General features: G+C 67.7%; 12 protein-coding genes. 9 read left to right on the forward strand and 3 right to left on the reverse strand.

What is annotated here, in order from left to right; translation table 11 throughout:
* Positions 1-261: 261 nt before the first annotated feature.
* The 4 genes from P2PM1_RS19830 to hrpB all read left to right on the forward strand — a co-directional run bounded on the left by P2PM1_RS19830 (position 262) and on the right by hrpB (position 5,425).
* Entirely contained in the window at positions 262-1,122 is an 861-nt protein-coding gene (locus P2PM1_RS19830) for a DUF1194 domain-containing protein (protein WP_208985351.1), read from the forward strand.
* Between the two features lie 309 nt (positions 1,123-1,431).
* Entirely contained in the window at positions 1,432-1,872 is a 441-nt protein-coding gene (locus P2PM1_RS19835) for a methylglyoxal synthase (RefSeq protein WP_256376480.1), read from the forward strand.
* Positions 1,872-2,927, forward strand: coding sequence for a glucokinase (gene glk, locus P2PM1_RS19840; RefSeq protein ID WP_186400236.1), 1,056 nt, complete (start codon positions 1,872-1,874; stop codon positions 2,925-2,927). Before P2PM1_RS19835 ends, glk begins: the two co-directional genes overlap by 1 nt.
* Complete coding sequence (gene hrpB, locus P2PM1_RS19845) at positions 2,924-5,425, forward strand: ATP-dependent helicase HrpB (protein WP_186400237.1); 2,502 nt, start codon at positions 2,924-2,926, stop codon at positions 5,423-5,425. The genes glk and hrpB overlap by 4 nt, the downstream gene beginning before the upstream one ends.
* Before the next feature lie 34 nt (positions 5,426-5,459).
* Here the strand turns inward: hrpB and putA are convergent, their stop codons facing one another.
* Positions 5,460-8,603, reverse strand: coding sequence for a bifunctional proline dehydrogenase/L-glutamate gamma-semialdehyde dehydrogenase PutA (gene putA, locus P2PM1_RS19850; RefSeq protein WP_186400238.1), 3,144 nt, complete (start codon positions 8,601-8,603; stop codon positions 5,460-5,462).
* Between the two features lie 173 nt (positions 8,604-8,776).
* Between putA and P2PM1_RS19855 the strand changes: the two genes are divergently transcribed.
* The 4 genes from P2PM1_RS19855 to P2PM1_RS19870 all read left to right on the forward strand — a co-directional run bounded on the left by P2PM1_RS19855 (position 8,777) and on the right by P2PM1_RS19870 (position 13,004).
* Positions 8,777-9,244: an Lrp/AsnC ligand binding domain-containing protein gene (locus P2PM1_RS19855; protein ID WP_186400239.1), complete on the forward strand. Its 468-nt coding sequence runs from the start codon at positions 8,777-8,779 to the stop codon at positions 9,242-9,244.
* A 106-nt stretch (positions 9,245-9,350) separates the two neighbouring features.
* Positions 9,351-10,598 (forward strand): ABC transporter substrate-binding protein, encoded by a 1,248-nt coding sequence (locus tag P2PM1_RS19860; protein WP_244301575.1) that lies wholly within the window; start codon positions 9,351-9,353, stop codon positions 10,596-10,598.
* A gap of 34 nt (positions 10,599-10,632) precedes the next feature.
* The gene (locus P2PM1_RS19865; RefSeq protein WP_186400240.1) at positions 10,633-12,315 is read left to right on the forward strand and encodes an ABC transporter permease; all 1,683 of its coding nucleotides are present in this window, start codon (positions 10,633-10,635) and stop codon (positions 12,313-12,315) included.
* Positions 12,312-13,004: an ATP-binding cassette domain-containing protein gene (locus tag P2PM1_RS19870; protein WP_186400241.1), complete on the forward strand. Its 693-nt coding sequence runs from the start codon at positions 12,312-12,314 to the stop codon at positions 13,002-13,004. The genes P2PM1_RS19865 and P2PM1_RS19870 overlap by 4 nt, the downstream gene beginning before the upstream one ends.
* Here the strand turns inward: P2PM1_RS19870 and bfr are convergent.
* Positions 12,962-13,447 (reverse strand): bacterioferritin, encoded by a 486-nt coding sequence (gene bfr / locus P2PM1_RS19875; protein ID WP_186400242.1) that lies wholly within the window; start codon positions 13,445-13,447, stop codon positions 12,962-12,964. The two genes, P2PM1_RS19870 and bfr, sit on opposite strands and share 43 nt — an antisense overlap.
* Positions 13,437-13,670: a bacterioferritin-associated ferredoxin gene (locus P2PM1_RS19880; RefSeq protein ID WP_186386286.1), complete on the reverse strand. Its 234-nt coding sequence runs from the start codon at positions 13,668-13,670 to the stop codon at positions 13,437-13,439. Before P2PM1_RS19880 ends, bfr begins: the two co-directional genes overlap by 11 nt.
* Before the next feature lie 705 nt (positions 13,671-14,375).
* Here P2PM1_RS19880 and P2PM1_RS19885 point away from each other — a divergent pair.
* A partial coding sequence (locus P2PM1_RS19885; protein ID WP_186400243.1) for a methyl-accepting chemotaxis protein occupies positions 14,376-15,441 on the forward strand: 1,066 nt, incomplete at its 3' end.

Below are 15,441 nucleotides of genomic sequence, written 5' to 3' on the forward strand. Positions count from 1 at the left end.
GTTAACCGGCTGAGCGGGATCGAGTTTCGCAAGGCGCACAGATTGCGGCTCGCGAACCAACCCGGCAAAACGGTTTCCCTTGGCGAAAACACCAGGTTTCCGCAGCGTCTGGCACGGCTCTTGCTCATTGCCGGTTATCGCCAGAGCGCCGGAAGGAAGCCGCAGACCTGCGGTCGGGAGAGGGAACGGACGCGAGATAAGGCACGAACGAGGAGCGTCGGACAAGGCAGGAGCCCTTCACCGGTTGAAGGAGTTTCGACCATGTGCGTGCCAGTTCTCTCCCCGAAGGCAGGACAGACCCTGCCTGCCCGCATCGCCGGAACGCGTCACGTGCTCGCCGGCTGGATCGTCTGCGTCATGGCTCTCGCCAATCCGGCGGCCGCTGCCGGCAACGCCTCCGTCTTCGGATACGGCTACGATCCCGAGCGCGAGGTCGACGTCGAACTCGTGCTGGCCGTCGACATTTCCCAGTCGATGGACAAGGAAGAGCAGGAGATCCAGCGGGCCGGTTATGTGGCGGCCCTGACCTCGCCCGAGGTCGTCGACGCGATCCGCTACGGCCCGACCGGGCGCATCGCCATCGCCTATATGGAATGGGGCAGCGCCAGCGACCAGTTCATTGTCGCGGACTGGTCCGTGATCAGCGACCACGCCTCGGCGGCGGCCTTCGCCGCAAAGATCGCCGAAGCCCCCTTGCGGCAAAGCCAGAGAACCTCGATCTCCGCCGCCATCGCTCATTCCGTCGCGATGATGGCAACGAGCGACTATCAGGGCCTGCGCAAGGTCATCGACATTTCCGGCGATGGTCCCAACAACCAGGGCGGCAAGGTCAGTATCTTCCGCGACCAGGCGATCGCCGCCGGCATCACCATCAACGGACTGCCGCTGATGCTGAAGGCGGATCGCGACACCTGGCAGGCCATGCTGAACGTCGACCACTATTATGAGGACTGCGTGATCGGCGGAGCCGGGCATTTCTCCATACCGGTGCGCTCGCGCGAGCAGTTTGCCGATGCGATCCGCATGAAGCTGGTGCTGGAGATCGCGGGGCTGATGCCGGAGCGGCCGCTCGTGCACCGGGCAAGCAGCCGCAAGCCGGTCAATTGCGGGCTCTATGATTGAACAGCTCCGGCCGGGTGACGCCCCCTTGCAAGGAGCGGCTTTCAACCCGGCGCGTAAGCGGGTACATCCTAGTCATCCGAATCTGAAGTTCGTCACAGTTCATGGCATGCTCCGTACGAACTTCAGATTCAAAAGGATGACTAGCAAGTTTATGTTTCTAGTGTGGCTTTCGAATTTGAAATACGCTCTGGGTGTGCTGTCAAAATGAGGCGTATTTCAAATTCACCACACTAGGCTCAGGATCCGTATCCGCTTGTCCGCCACCGCCAGAGACCACGCAGGATCGCCTTGACCGGAACCGCGAGCCCCTTGCCCGACACACGTCCCGCCAAGCCGGCGCTGGCGCTGGTCGCCCATGATGCCCGCAAGGACGAGATGGTCGCCTTTGCCAAGGCGCATGAGGACAAGCTTGGCTCCTTCCGCCTGGTGGCGACCGGGACCACCGGCGGGCGCATTCTCGAGGCCTGTCCGAGCCTGGTGATCGAGCGGCTGAAGAGCGGCCCGCTCGGCGGCGACCAGCAGATCGGCGCGATGATCGCCGAAGGTCGGCTGCAAGGGCTCATCTTCCTCGTCGATCCCTTGTCGCCCATGCCACATGATGTCGACGTCAAGGCGTTGATGCGCCTTGCTCTTGTCTACAACATCCCGATGGCGCTGAACCGGGCAACGGCCGATATCCTGCTGCGCTCGGCGCGCCTTGCCGGCCTTCCGACCACTTCGACCACTCCCGAAATCTTCCCCCAGGCCTGATGACCCTGTCCCCGCCCAGCCTTCGCGGTTTCCGCTTTCCCGTGCTCGTCGCCGATATCGGCGGCACCAATGCCCGTTTCGCGATCGTCACCGACACCCATGCCGCGACGAAGGTCTACGGCTCCGTGCCCACCGCCGATTTCCCCGGCCTTGCCGAGGCGGCGATCGCGACGGTGCTCGACCACACCTCGGTCATGCCGCGTACGGCCGTGCTCGCGGTGGCGGGGCCGGTCACCGGTGACCGCATTCCCATGACCAACGCCGACTGGGTGATCGAGCCGCGCGAGTTGATCCGCCGGCTCGGCCTGGAAAGCGTCGTGGTGCTCAACGACTTCGAGGCGCAGGCACTGGCCCTGCCCGGCCTTGCCGGCGACGACATCCGCCAGATCGGCGGCGGAACGGCACAGGCGAACGGCGCCAAGGTGGTGCTGGGGCCGGGCACCGGCCTCGGCGCGGCGGCCATGATCCATACCGCCGGCACCTGGGTCCCGATCCCCGGCGAAGGCGGCCACATGGAACTCGGTCCCGTCTCCGAGATGGACTATCGGGTCTGGCCGCATATCGAGCGGCAGGAGGGGCGCATCGGTGCCGAGCGCATCATCAGCGGTGCCGGCCTGCTGCGCCTGTCGCGGGCCGTGGCGGCGGAAGCCGCGACCCACCGCGCCTTCGAGCGGCCGCGCGACGTGACCGAGGCGGCCGACGGCGGCGACGAGATCGCCCTGCGCACCATGGACATCTTCGTGCGGGCGCTGGGGCGGGTGGCCGGCGACTTCGCCCTCACCTTCCTGGCTCGCGGCGGCGTCTTCCTCGGCGGCGGCATTCCCGGCCGCATCGACACCTATCTGGCGCATCCCGCCTTCCGCGCCTCCTTCGAGGCGAAGGCTCCGCATTCGGCGCTGCTTGCCTCGATCCCGACCTTCCTGGTGCGCCATAGCAACCCGGCGCTGGAGGGGCTTGCAAGCTTCGCCCGCACCCCGACGCTGTTTGCCGTCGAGCTTGCCGGACGGCACTGGAGCGCCGACGACGCCATGGGCTCCGCCGCGACACCGCAATGAGCGAGGCTGCCGCAACGCGGCCACCGCTTCCCATCGATGCGGTGCTGCCGGATCTGCTTGCCGTGCTGGAAGCGCATACCGCCTGCGTGCTGGTGGCCGAACCCGGCGCCGGCAAGACGACGGTGGTGCCGCTGGCCCTGCTCAATGCGACATGGCGCGGCGACGGGCGCATCATCGTGCTGGAGCCCCGCCGGCTCGCGGCCCGCGCGGCTGCTGCCCGGATGGCGTCGCTGCTTGGCGAGGAGGTCGGCGGACGGGTCGGCCTCAGGGTGCGGCTGGAGACGAAAGTCTCCGCCCGAACGCGCATCGAAGTGGTCACCGAAGGCGTCTTCACCCGAATGATCCTGGAGGACCCCGAGCTTATGGGCATTGCCTGCATCCTCTTCGACGAATTTCACGAGCGCTCGCTCGACGGCGATCTCGGCGTTGCGCTTGCACTCGATGCGCAAGGGGCGCTGCGCGAGGACCTGCGCATCGTGCCGATGTCGGCGACCATCGATGCGGCAGGCGTCGCCAGCCATCTCGGCGGCGCGCCGGTGATCTATTGCGAGGGACGCAGCTTTCCGGTGGAGACCCGCTATCTCGGACGCGATGGCGGTCGCGACATCGCGGCTCAGGTCGCGGGCGCGGTGCGCAAGGCACTGGCGGAGGAGAGTGGCTCGATCCTCGCCTTCCTGCCCGGTCAGGGCGAGATCCGCCGCGCGGCGGAGATGCTCCTGCCGCACCTGCCCGCCGATACCGACCTTGCTCCCCTCTACGGTGCTCTCACCGGCGCGGAACAGAGTGCCGCCATTCGTCCGGCGGCGAGCGGCCGGCGCAAGGTGGTGCTGGCCACCTCAATCGCCCAGACCTCGCTGACCATCGAGGGCGTGCGGGTCGTCATCGACAGCGGCCTTGCCCGCGTGCCGGTCCATGAGCCTGCGACCGGTCTCACCCGGCTTGCGACCGTACGGGCCTCGCGCGCCGCTGCCGACCAGCGGCGCGGCCGCGCCGGGCGCATGGAGCCGGGCATCTGCTACCGGCTGTGGGACGAGGCGCAGACCGCCTCGCTGCCCGCCGACGACAGGCCCGAAATCCTCGAGGCAGACCTCTCCAGCCTGGCGCTCGACCTTGCCGCCTGGGGCGTCAGCGATCCCGCCAGCCTGCGCTTTCCCGACCAGCCGCCGGCGGCCGCCTGGAACGAGGCAGTCGCCCTGTTGCAGCGGCTCGAAGCGCTCGACGGCACGGGGCGGCTGACGGCGGAGGGCGAGCGCATGCGCGCGCTGCCGCTGGCGCCTCGGCTTGCGCATATGCTGGTGCGGGCGGCGGAAACGGGAGAGGGCCGGCTTGCTTGCGAGATCGCGGCCCTGCTCTCCGAACAGGGACTCGGCGGGCGCTCGGCGGATCTTCGCCACCGCCTGATGGATTTTCGCCGCGCCCGCGATCCGCGCAGCACAGCCGCGCGCGGCATGGCCCAGCGCTGGCAATCGCTGATCGACAAGGGGCCGAGCGCGAAGACGACTTCGTTGGCAGCAGGCGACACGGAAGCGGCCGGCAGGCTGCTGGCGCTCGCCTATCCCGACCGGGTGGCGCAGGCGCAGGACGGGCGCGGCGGTTTCCGCATGGCCAATGGCCGGGGCGGGCGCGTCGACGAGGCCGATCCGCTGGCGCGCGAGCCGTTCCTCGTCGTCGCCGACCTGCAGGGCAATGCCGCGCGCGGCCGCATCCTGCTCGGCGCTCCAATCACGCGCGAGGAGATCGAGCAGCTTTTCGCCGGCGAAATCGAGGACGAGGTGCAGGTCGCCTGCGAGGCCTCGGGCTCTGTGCGAGCACGGCGGCTGCGCCGCTATCGCCGGCTGGTGCTGCGCGAAGCTGTCGAGCCCAATCCCGATCCGGATGCCGTCGCCGCGGCTCTCCTTGCCTTCCTCAAGACACGCGGCGCCCGCGCCCTGCCCTGGAGCAAGGCCCAGGCGGCCCTGCGCGCCCGCGTCGTGACTTTGCGGGGGCTATTGCCGGCTGTCGAGGCCGAGGCCTGGCCGGATCTTGGCGACGATGCCTTGAGCGAAACGATGGAGGTTTGGCTCGGCCCCTATCTCGCGGGCCTGCGCAGCGCCTCCGCGCTCGACGCCGAGATGCTGGGCAATGCGCTCGCCGCCCTGCTGCCGCAGCACCGGCTGGGCGAGCTCGACCGCTTGCTGCCGACCCATTTCGCCGCCCCGTCCGGCTCGCATGTCCCGATCGACTACGACCGCGAGGAAGGGCCGACGCTGCCCATCCGGGTGCAGGAGCTTTTCGGCCTCGACCGGCATCCGGCGATTGCGGGAGGCAGCGTGCCGCTGATCCTGGAACTGCTGTCGCCGGCCCACCGGCCGATCCAGATCACCCGCGACCTGCCGGGCTTCTGGCGCGGCTCCTGGGCAGCGGTAAAGGCGGAGATGAAGGGCCGCTACCCCAAGCACCCCTGGCCGGACGACCCGCTTTCCGCCCCGGCGACCAACCGGGCCAAGCCGCGCAAGTAGCACGCGCTCGGCCCGGCAGTCCGTAAAGTAGGCCTCAGTCTTCCTCGGCCATGGCGATCAGGCTGGCATTGCCGCCGGCCGCCGCCGTGTTGATCGAGACGACCTGCTCCAGCGCGAAGCGGCCGAGATAGGCCGGGCCGCCGGCCTTCGGACCGGTGCCGGACAGGCCGGATCCGCCGAAGGGCTGGGTGCCGACCACCGCGCCGATGGTGTTGCGGTTGACATAGACATTGCCGACCGACAACCGGTCGACCACGGCCGCCACCGTCGCGTCGATGCGGCTGTGCACGCCGAGCGTCAGGCCGTAGCCGGTCGCGGCGATGGTCTCCAGCATCTTCGGCAGGTCGGATGCCTTGTAGCGCACCACATGCAGGATCGGGCCGAAAGTCTCCTTGGTCAGTGCATCGGGCCTGTCGAGCTCGACGATATGCGGCGCCACCCAGGTCCCACGCGCCAGCGCCCCGCCGGGCGCCTCGCCCGCATAGAGCAGCTTCTGGGTCCGGCGCATCTCCCCCACATGCGACAGCAGACGGTCGCGGGCATCGAGGTCGATCACCGGGCCGATGTCGGTCGCCGGATCCGCCGGATCGCCGAGCGACAATTCGCTCGCCGCACCCTTCAGCATCTCGAGCTGCTTGTCGGCCACGTCCTCCTGCAAGTAGAGCAGGCGAAGCGCCGAGCAGCGCTGGCCGGCGGAGCGGAAGGCCGACATCATCACGTCGTCGCAGACCTGCTCCGGCAGCGCCGTCGCGTCGACCAGCATGGCGTTGATGCCGCCCGTCTCGGCGATCAGCGGCACGATGGGACCGCGCTTGGCCGCAAGCGTCCGGTTGATCGCCCAGGCCGTTTCGGTCGAGCCGGTGAAGGCGACGCCGGCAACGCGCGGCTCGGCGACCAGCGCCGCGCCCAACTCGCGCCCGCCGGGCGCCAGCAGGAACACATCCTCCGGCACGCCGGCGGCATGGATCAGCTTTGCCGCCTCGAAAGCGATCAGCAGCGTCTGCTCGGCCGGCTTGGCGATCACCGCATTGCCGGCCAGCAGCGCCGCGGTGATCTGTCCGAGGAAGATCGCCAGCGGGAAATTCCACGGCGAGACGCAGACGAAGACGCCGCGCCCGCGCAGGCGGTAGCGGTTTTCCTCGCCGGTCGGTCCGGGCATCAAGGTGCCTTCGCCAAACTGCTTCACCGCCTCGGCGGCGTAGTAGCGGCAGAAGTCGACCGCCTCGCGCACCTCGGCAAGGCCGTCGGGCAGGGTCTTGCCGGCCTCGCGGGCGAGCAGCGCCATCAGCCGCGGCGTCTCCGCCTCCAGCAGGTCGCCAAGCCGGGCGATGGCCGCCGCCCGCTGGTCGACAGGCGTGCGCGACCAGCGCGTAAAGCCCTTGAGGCCCGCGTCGAACATCGCCGAGACGTCGTCGGGCGTCGCCTCGCGCACGGAGCCGACATGGGTCGCGCCATCGATCGGCGACAGGACCGAGCGCTCCTTGCCCTGCACCTTCACGCCAGGACAAAGTGGCCCCGCCCCATCGACCATACGCGGGGCCTTGGCCATCTCCTCGACAAGCCGGGTGCGGTCGCGGGCAAGGCCGAACTCCAGGCCTTTCGAGTTGTTGCGGCTTTCCCCATAGAGCGCGGCTGGCAGCGGGATCTTCGGATTGCGGGCGCGGGTGCCTCCGGCCAGCAGATCGTGCGGGCGGGCAAGCAGCCGCGAGATCGGCACGGAAGCATCACCCACCGCCGAGACGAAGGACGAGTTGGCGCCGTTTTCCAGCAGGCGGCGAACCAGATAGGCCAGCAGATCGCGATGGCCGCCGACGGGCGCATAGATGCGGCAGGGATGCCCGTCGCGCTCGGTCACGGCCTTGTAGAGGCTCTCGCCCATGCCGTGCAGGCGCTGGAACTCGAAGCCGCCCTCGTTGCCGGCCATGGCGATGATCTGCGCGACCGACAGCGCGTTGTGGGTGGCGAATTGCGGATAGATGCGGGCTCGCGCGCCGAGCAGCGCCCCGGCGCAGGCGAGATAGGAGAGGTCCGTTGCCGCCTTGCGGGTGAAGACCGGGAAGTCCTCCAGCCCGCGCTCCTGCGCGCGCTTGATCTCGGTATCCCAGTAGGCGCCCTTGACGAGACGCACCATGAAGCGGCGATCGAGCCTCTCGGCGAGACCGATGATCCAGTTGACGGCGGCGAGCGCCCGCTTCTGGTAGGCCTGGATGGCAAGACCGAAACCGTCCCAGCCGGCAAGCGAGGGATCGGCCGCAACGGCGGCGAAGATGTCGAGCGAGATCTCCAGCCGGTCGGCCTCCTCCGCGTCGACCGTGAAGTTGAGATTGTGGCGCTTGGCCGCCTGGGCGAGCTTGAGCAACTGCGGCACCAGTTCGTCGCGCACGCGCGTGCCCTTGACCGCTTCATAGCGCGGATGCAGCGCCGAGAGCTTGACGGAAATGCCCGGGCGGGCGGGCAGTTCGCCCTTGCCGGCCGCCGCACCGATCGCCTCGATCGCATCCGCATAAGAGCGGAAGTAGCGCTCGGCATCGCCGGCGGTGCGGGCGCCCTCACCCAGCATGTCGTAGGAGTAGCGGTAGCCCTTGGCTTCCTGACCCTTCGCCCGCGACAGGGCGCCCTTGATGGTCTCGCCGAGCACGAACTGGTGGCCGAGAATCCGCATCGCCTGGCGCGTCGCCGCACGCACTGCCGGCATGCCCATGCGCTTCACCAGGGCGGCAAGGATCGTATTGGGCTGCTCGCCCGGATGCAGCAAGCGGGAGGTGACGCCGAGCGCCCAGGAGGAGGCGGAGACCAGCCAGGTGTCGGATGCCCCCCCTTCCGATTCGTCGAAGCGGGCAGCGGCCAGCTTGTCCTCGATCAGCTTGTCGGCGGTCACCGCGTCCGGCACGCGCAGCAGCGCCTCTGCCAGCACCATCAGCGCCAGTCCCTCGCGGGTCGACAATCCGTATTCGCGCAGGAAATCCTCGACGCCGCCGAGGCCGCCAATCGCCGAGCGGATCGACTGGATGTAGCCGGAGGCGATGTCGTCGATCCGCGCCTCCGTCGCCTCGTCGAAGGCGATCTTGCCCAGAAGACCGCGAACGGCGCTGTCGTCGGAGGGCGCGAAGGGAGCGCGGAAAGGAGAAAGATCGGTCTGAGACAGCGCGGCGGGCGCGCGTTCCGGGGCAGAGGTCATGACGACTCCAGATCGAAGGCATACGCTCGCGGCGGATCCTGCGACCCGCCGCTCCACTCCCCGAACAAGCCTCGTTCTTCGGAGATTTTCGTATTATACTGCCGGATATGCCGTGAATTTCGGCAAAGATTGGCAATCATAATGGAATTTTGCCTGTGAAATCCGAAACTGCCGTGCAATCCACGGGACTAGACCGTATCGACCGCCGCATCCTCGAAGTGCTTCAGGTCGACGGCCGCATCACCACGACGGATCTCGCCGCAAGGGTCAACCTCTCCCCGACCGCGACGGCGGAACGGATGAAGCGGCTGCTCCGCGAGGGATATATCCTGCGCTTTTCCGCCGAACTCGATCCGCTCCGCCTCGGCCAGGGGCTGCTGGTGTTTCTCCAGGTCAAGCTCGACCGGACGACGCCGGACGTGTTCGACGCCTTCGCCCGGGCGGTGAAGCGGGTGCCGCAGGTGCTGGAATGCCATATGGTCGCCGGCGGCTTCGACTATCTGGTCAAGGCCCGCGTCTCCGACATGGCGGCCTATCGCAAGCTGCTGGCCGACGCCGTCCTCGATCTTCCCGGTGTGCGCGAGACGCACACCTACGCGGTGATGGAAGAGGTCAAGGACACGCATGTCCTGCCGCTCTAGTCGCGATGCGGACGATCACGGCAGCGGCAACAGCGTCACGAAGCCGTGTGTTGACCGTCATTGCAGGGGCTTGCGACACAATGCGAAACGGGAAGGGGGACTCCACATGACCGACACTCGCCTGCTGCCGCGGCTGATGCGCGGCGCCCTGCTGGCTGCCACGCTCGCCCTGCCGCTGACGGTCGCAACGGGCCGCGCCGCGGAGGCCGTCGACCCGGCCGCCTGGAACGAGGTGCTGGCGCAGGCGAAAGGGCAGACCGTTTACTTCCACGCCTGGGGCGGGGAGCCGCGCATCAACGCCTATATCGCCTGGGCCGGCGAGCAGGTGAAGCAGCGGCACGGCATCACCGTGGAACAGGTGAAGGTGGACGACACCGCCAATGTGGTCGCCCGCATCGTCGCCGAGAAGGCGGCCGGCAAGGACAGCGGCGGCGCTGTCGATCTCGTGTGGATCAACGGCGAGAATTTCGTGTCGCTGAAGCAGTCGGGCCTGCTGATGACGCCGGGCTGGGCAACGAAGCTCCCCAACTGGCCGCTCGTCGATGTGGAGAACAAGCCGGCGGTGGTGACCGATTTCACCGAACCGACGGACGGGCTGGAAAGTCCCTGGGGCATGGCCAAGCTCGTCTTCATGCACGACACGGCGACGCTGCCCGAGCCGCCGAAGACACTCGCCGCCTTCGCCGAGTATGCGAAAGCCAATCCCGGACGCTTCACCTATCCGCAGCCGCCGAACTTCCATGGCTCGACCTTCCTGAAGCAGGTGCTCGCCACCACCATCGCCGACACCGACAAATTGTCCCGCCCCGTCGACCCGGCAACTTTCGAGGCCGATGTCGCCCCGCTCTTCGCCTATCTCGACGACCTGCATCCGAACATGTGGCGGCAGGGTCGATCCTTCCCGCAGAACCAGCCGGCCCTGCGCCAGTTGCTGGCCGACAGCGAGATCGACATCGCCTTCACCTTCAATCCCGCCGGCGCCTCCGCGGCCATCGCCGCCGGCGAACTGCCCGACACCGTGCGCACCTTCGTGCTGGACGGCGGCACCATCGGCAACGCTCATTTCGTCGCCATTCCGTTCAATGCCAGCGCCAAGGCCGGCGCCCTTGTCCTCGCCAACTTCCTGCTGTCGCCCGAAGCCCAGGCGCGCAAGCAGGATCCGGCGATCTGGGGCGATCCGACCGTGCTTGCAGTGGAGCGGCTGGAGACGGCCGAGCGGGAGCGCTTCGCCGCGCTCGATCTCGGCATCGCCACCCTGTCGCCGGAGGAGCTCGGGCCGGTGATCGACGAGCCGCATGCCAGTTGGATGGTCGAACTGGAGCGCGCCTGGACGGCCCGCTACGCCTCGCAGTGACCGCGCGACGCGCAGAGCGGCGGGCGCAGCACATATGCTGAAGCTCGCCCCGGCGCTCACGCTCGCCCTGATGCTGGGGCCGGTTGCGGCCGGGCTCTTCGGAACCCTGCTGCCGGCGGCCGGCTATGTGCCGGCGCTCGGCGGCACCGCGATGTCGCTGGAGCCGCTGCGCCTGCTGCTCGGCCAGCCCGGCATCGGCCAGTCCGCGCTGCTCTCGCTCGGCACCGGCCTTGCCGCGACGCTCGGCGCCTTCGCGGTCGTGGTGCTGTTCACCGCCGCCTTCGAAGGCAGCCGCTTCTTCCGGCTGCTCCGCCGGCTGCTGTCGCCGCTGATGGCGGTGCCGCATGCGGCCGCCGCCTTCGGCCTCGCCTTCCTCATCGCCCCCTCGGGCTTCGTCATGCGACTGCTGTCGCCCTGGGCGACCGGCCTCCAGCGCCCGCCGGACCTGCTGATCGTCGGTGATCCACTGGGGCTGACGATGACGCTCGGGCTGATGGCGAAGGAAATCCCGTTCCTGTTCCTGATGCTCCTTGCCGCCCTGCCGCAGGCCGATCCCCTGCGCAGCCGGAGGGTCGCGGCAAGCCTTGGCTATGCGCCCGTCGCCGGCTGGCTGACCACCGTCTTGCCACGCGTCTATCCGCAGATCCGTCTGCCGGTCTTTGCCGTCCTTGCCTATGCCACCTCCGTCGTCGACGTGGCGCTGATCCTCGGGCCGACCACGCCGCCGCCGCTCGCCGTGCGGCTGACCGGATGGATGAACGATCCCGATCTGTCGCTGCGCTTCATGGCTTCGGCCGGCGCATTGGCACAGCTTGGCCTCAGCCTTTTCGCCATTCTCCTGTGGATCTGCGGCGAGCGGCTTGCCGCGATGCTCGGCCGCCGCTGGATCGAGGGAGGACGGCGCAGTGCGGCGGAACGTCTGACCCCCGCCCTGTCGGGAAGCGCGATGGCGCTGCTGGCCGCCGCGATGCTTGCCGGTCTTGCACTGCTGGCGCTGTGGTCGCTCGCCGGTCCCTGGCGCTTTCCCGATACGCTGCCCCATCACCTGACACTGCGGGCCTGGATGGTGCACGGGCCAGCGGCAGGCGATGCCATCGTCACCACCATCGCCATCGCCCTGCCGGTCATCGCCGTCGCGATCGCGCTCGCCCTTGCCTGCCTGGAGAACGAGACGCGCGACGGGCGGCCGGTTCAGCATCGTTCGCTGCCGCTGCTCTATCTGCCCCTGATCGTGCCGCAGATCGCCTTCCTGTTCGGGCTCCAGATCCTGTTCCTGATGGCCGGGCTGCACGACACACTCCTTGCGGTCGCACTCGGCCACATGGTCTTCGTCCTGCCTTACGTCTTTCTGGCACTGTCCGATCCCTGGCGCGCGGTCGATCCGCGCTACGGCCATATGGCCAGTGCCCTCGGCGCCTCGCCTGCCCGCAGCTTCTGGCGGGTGCGGCTGCCGCTCGCACGCAAGGCGGTGGCGACGGCGGCCGCGCTCGGCTTCGCCGTTTCCGTCGCGCAATACCTGCCGACCCTGTTGATCGGCGGCGGCCGGGTGTCGACGGTGACGACGGAGGCGGTGGCGCTCGCCGCCGGCGGCAACCGGCAACTCATCGGCCTCTATGGCCTGCTGCAGATGCTGCTGCCCTTCGCTGCCTTCCTGCTCGCGGCGGCAATCCCCGGCGTCGCCCATCGCCGACGCGCTGACGGCGAGGCCGCCACATGACCGATGCCCTCGTTTTCGACCAGGTCCGCATCGTGCTTGCCGGGCGCGCGTTGATCGCTCTCGACCGGAAGATCTCGCCCGGCGAGGTGCTGACGGTGATGGGGCCCTCCGGCATCGGCAAATCGACCCTGCTCGCCTATGCGGCCGGTTTCCTCGACCCGGCCTTCAGCGCGCAGGGACGGGTGCTGTCCGGCCCCCTCGACCTCACCCGCCTGCCGCCGCATCGGCGACGCCTCGGGCTGCTGTTCCAGGACCCGCTGCTGTTTCCGCATATGAGCGTCGGCGAGAACATCGCCTTCGCCCTGCCCGCAGATCTGCGCGGCCGCGAGCGGCGACGGGCGGCAGTTGCCGCGGCCCTCGCCGATGTCGACCTCGCCGGCTTCGAGGCCCGCGATCCGGCCACCCTGTCCGGCGGCCAGAAGGCGCGCGTTGCCCTGATGCGGGTGCTGGAGTCGCGGCCAAGGGCGCTCCTGCTCGACGAGCCGTTCTCCCGGCTCGACGCGGCGCTTCGCGACCAGATCCGCAGGCTCGTCTTCGACAAGGCGCGCGCGCGCGGCCTGCCGGTGCTGCTCGTCACCCATGACCGGGCCGACGCGGAGGCCGCCGCCGGTCCGGTGCTGGACTTCGGCAGCCCCTCCGCCGCCGATCAGCCGGCCGCGTCGGCGGCCTCCGACTGCAGCAGGCCGTAGCGCTCGATGCCGATCTGCTCGATCAACTGGAGCTGCGTCTCCAGATAGTCGATATGCGCTTCCTCATCGACCAGAAGATCCTCGAAGAGCAGCTTGGAGACGTAATCCCCCGCGGCCAACGACACCTCTCGCGCCTCCTTGTAGAGCGCGCGGGCGGAATACTCGCCGGCCAGATCCGCTTCCATCACATCTTTCAGCGACTGGCCGATGCGCAGCGGATCGAGGCTCTGCATATTCGGAAAACCGCCGAGAAAGAGGATCCGCGCGATCAGCCGGTCGGCATGCGCCCGTTCCTCCATCGATTCCTCGAGTTCCTTCGCGGCCAGCTTCGCGTAGCCCCACTCGTCGAGCATGCGATGATGCAGCCAGTACTGGTTGACGGCGGTCAATTCGTGCCGCAGAGCCTTGTTGAGATAGTCGATTACCCTGGCATCACCCTTCATCGCTGCTCTTCCCCGCTGTCGACGACGTATCCTTGTCCGCCGGTGCTTCCTCGTGAATGATCGGTATGACGGTGCTGAAACAGCTACCGCAACGCGGGCGCTTGCCAAGCGCGCGAAACACCGCACCCGGCGTCACGACCACGCGGTCGGGCCCAGACTGCAGTTCGCGCGCGGCCTTGCGTAACTCCTTGTCCGTCAGGACATTGCAGGAACAGACGATCACGGCGGGTCCCGACCGGCCTCATCGACCGGCCTTTCTCATAAAGTTGAATTTTCGACACTACATATGGGACAGTCCGGTGCGATGCAAACCCGTTGCGTCGAAAGCTGCTGCGCATGGCTGCCCCTCGGCGAGCCGGCGCCTTCACCGCCGGGTCTCATGTCGCCGCTCTCCTTCAGTGCCCGTATACGCTGCCCGGCACAAGAACCAAGGACAGGCGCAACATGTGCCGCGCTCATCCCTGCAACGTGCACGGCGATCATTCCGCCACGCACGGCTGGCCTTGCAAGGATCGACCAGCCTTCCAGAATTTCGTCTGCCGGCAATGTTCAATATATCGAAAATACTGCAAGAAATGCCCCCAAGCGCCAGCGAAACTCGCAGGAAATTACAATTGAAACTCCATCGCCACCTGAAGTTTACCAAGAGTTAGTCAGATTGAACTATACCCTACCAGGAAACGCGCCCAAAAATCCGCTGCCGGCAATCGGCCTGGCGGATCCCCCCGGGGTCCCGGTCTGGCATTGCCAGCAAGACATGATCGACACCGAGCCTTGCGTCGAAATCCTCGCGCAGGACAAATTCTGTCTTCGCTTAAAACTGATAGAAACAAGAAATTCTTCCGGTAACCACAATTTTACACTTTTACAACAAGCAATAATACTGATGAATTTACGCGGAAGAACTCCGCAAAGAGGAAGACCAACCATGACCCTGCTCTCGCGCCTCAACCTGGTTTCAATCGTCTCGATGGCGGCAGCGCTCACGGTGGTGCTTGCTCTGGGAACTGTTGCAACCGTCATCTACCTGGTCATCGCCGAGCGGATCACCCATGACGCCGTGACTCGCCAGGACGCCAGCCTGCGGATTGCCGCGACGATCGTCGGCCGCGACATGCCCGGCACCTCCGTGACCTGGGGATCGGACGGCAATGTCAGCCGCGTGATCATGGAGAGTATTCCCGACGAAATCTCCGACCACACGATGATCGATACGATCGGGCGCATGACCGGCGAAACGGTCACCGTGTTCAAATGGGATCCGGAGAGCCGCGACTTCTGGCGCAAGACCACCAATGTCATCAAGCCGGATGGAGATCGGGCCGTCGGCACGCCGCTCGGCAAGACCGGCGCGGTCTATCCGGTCGTCACCAAGGGCCAGACGTTCCGGGGCGAGGCGGTGATCCTGGGAACGCCCTATTACACGATCTATGAGCCGATCTATTCGCCGGGCGGCGACATCGCCGGCATCCTCTATGCCGGGGTGCGCAAGTCGACGATCAATGCGCTGATGGACTCGGTCACCCGCCAGATGATGATCGCCTTCCTGCCGATCCTCGTTCTCGCCGTCGGCGGCATGGCCCTGCTGACCCGCCGTCTGCTGAAGCCGATCCCGCAGCTTTCCGAAGTGGCCCATCGCATCGCCGACGACGATCTGGCGGTGGAGGTCCCCTACACGGACCGCAAGGACGAGATCGGCCAGCTCAGCGGCGCCATCAATGTGCTGAAAGCGCGGGCGGTCGAGCGGCAGGGCCTCGCCGCCGAGCGCGAAAACTCCGCCAGCGAGAGCCATCGCCGCCAAAGCGAGATGGAAGCCCTGATCGCGGATTTCCGGGACAAGGTGCAGGCGCTGATCGGGACGGTGAGTGCGACGGCGAACGGGCTGGACGAGACCGCGCGGGCGCTCTCCTCCTCGGCCCAGGAAAGCGCCGAGCGCGCCAGCGAGACCACCCAGGCAAGCTCGATCGCCACCGACAGCGTCCAGACCGTCGCCA

It is taken from the genome of Stappia sp. P2PMeth1, from assembly GCF_900185735.1.
In the GTDB taxonomy this organism is placed as follows: Bacteria; Pseudomonadota; Alphaproteobacteria; order Rhizobiales; family Stappiaceae; genus Stappia.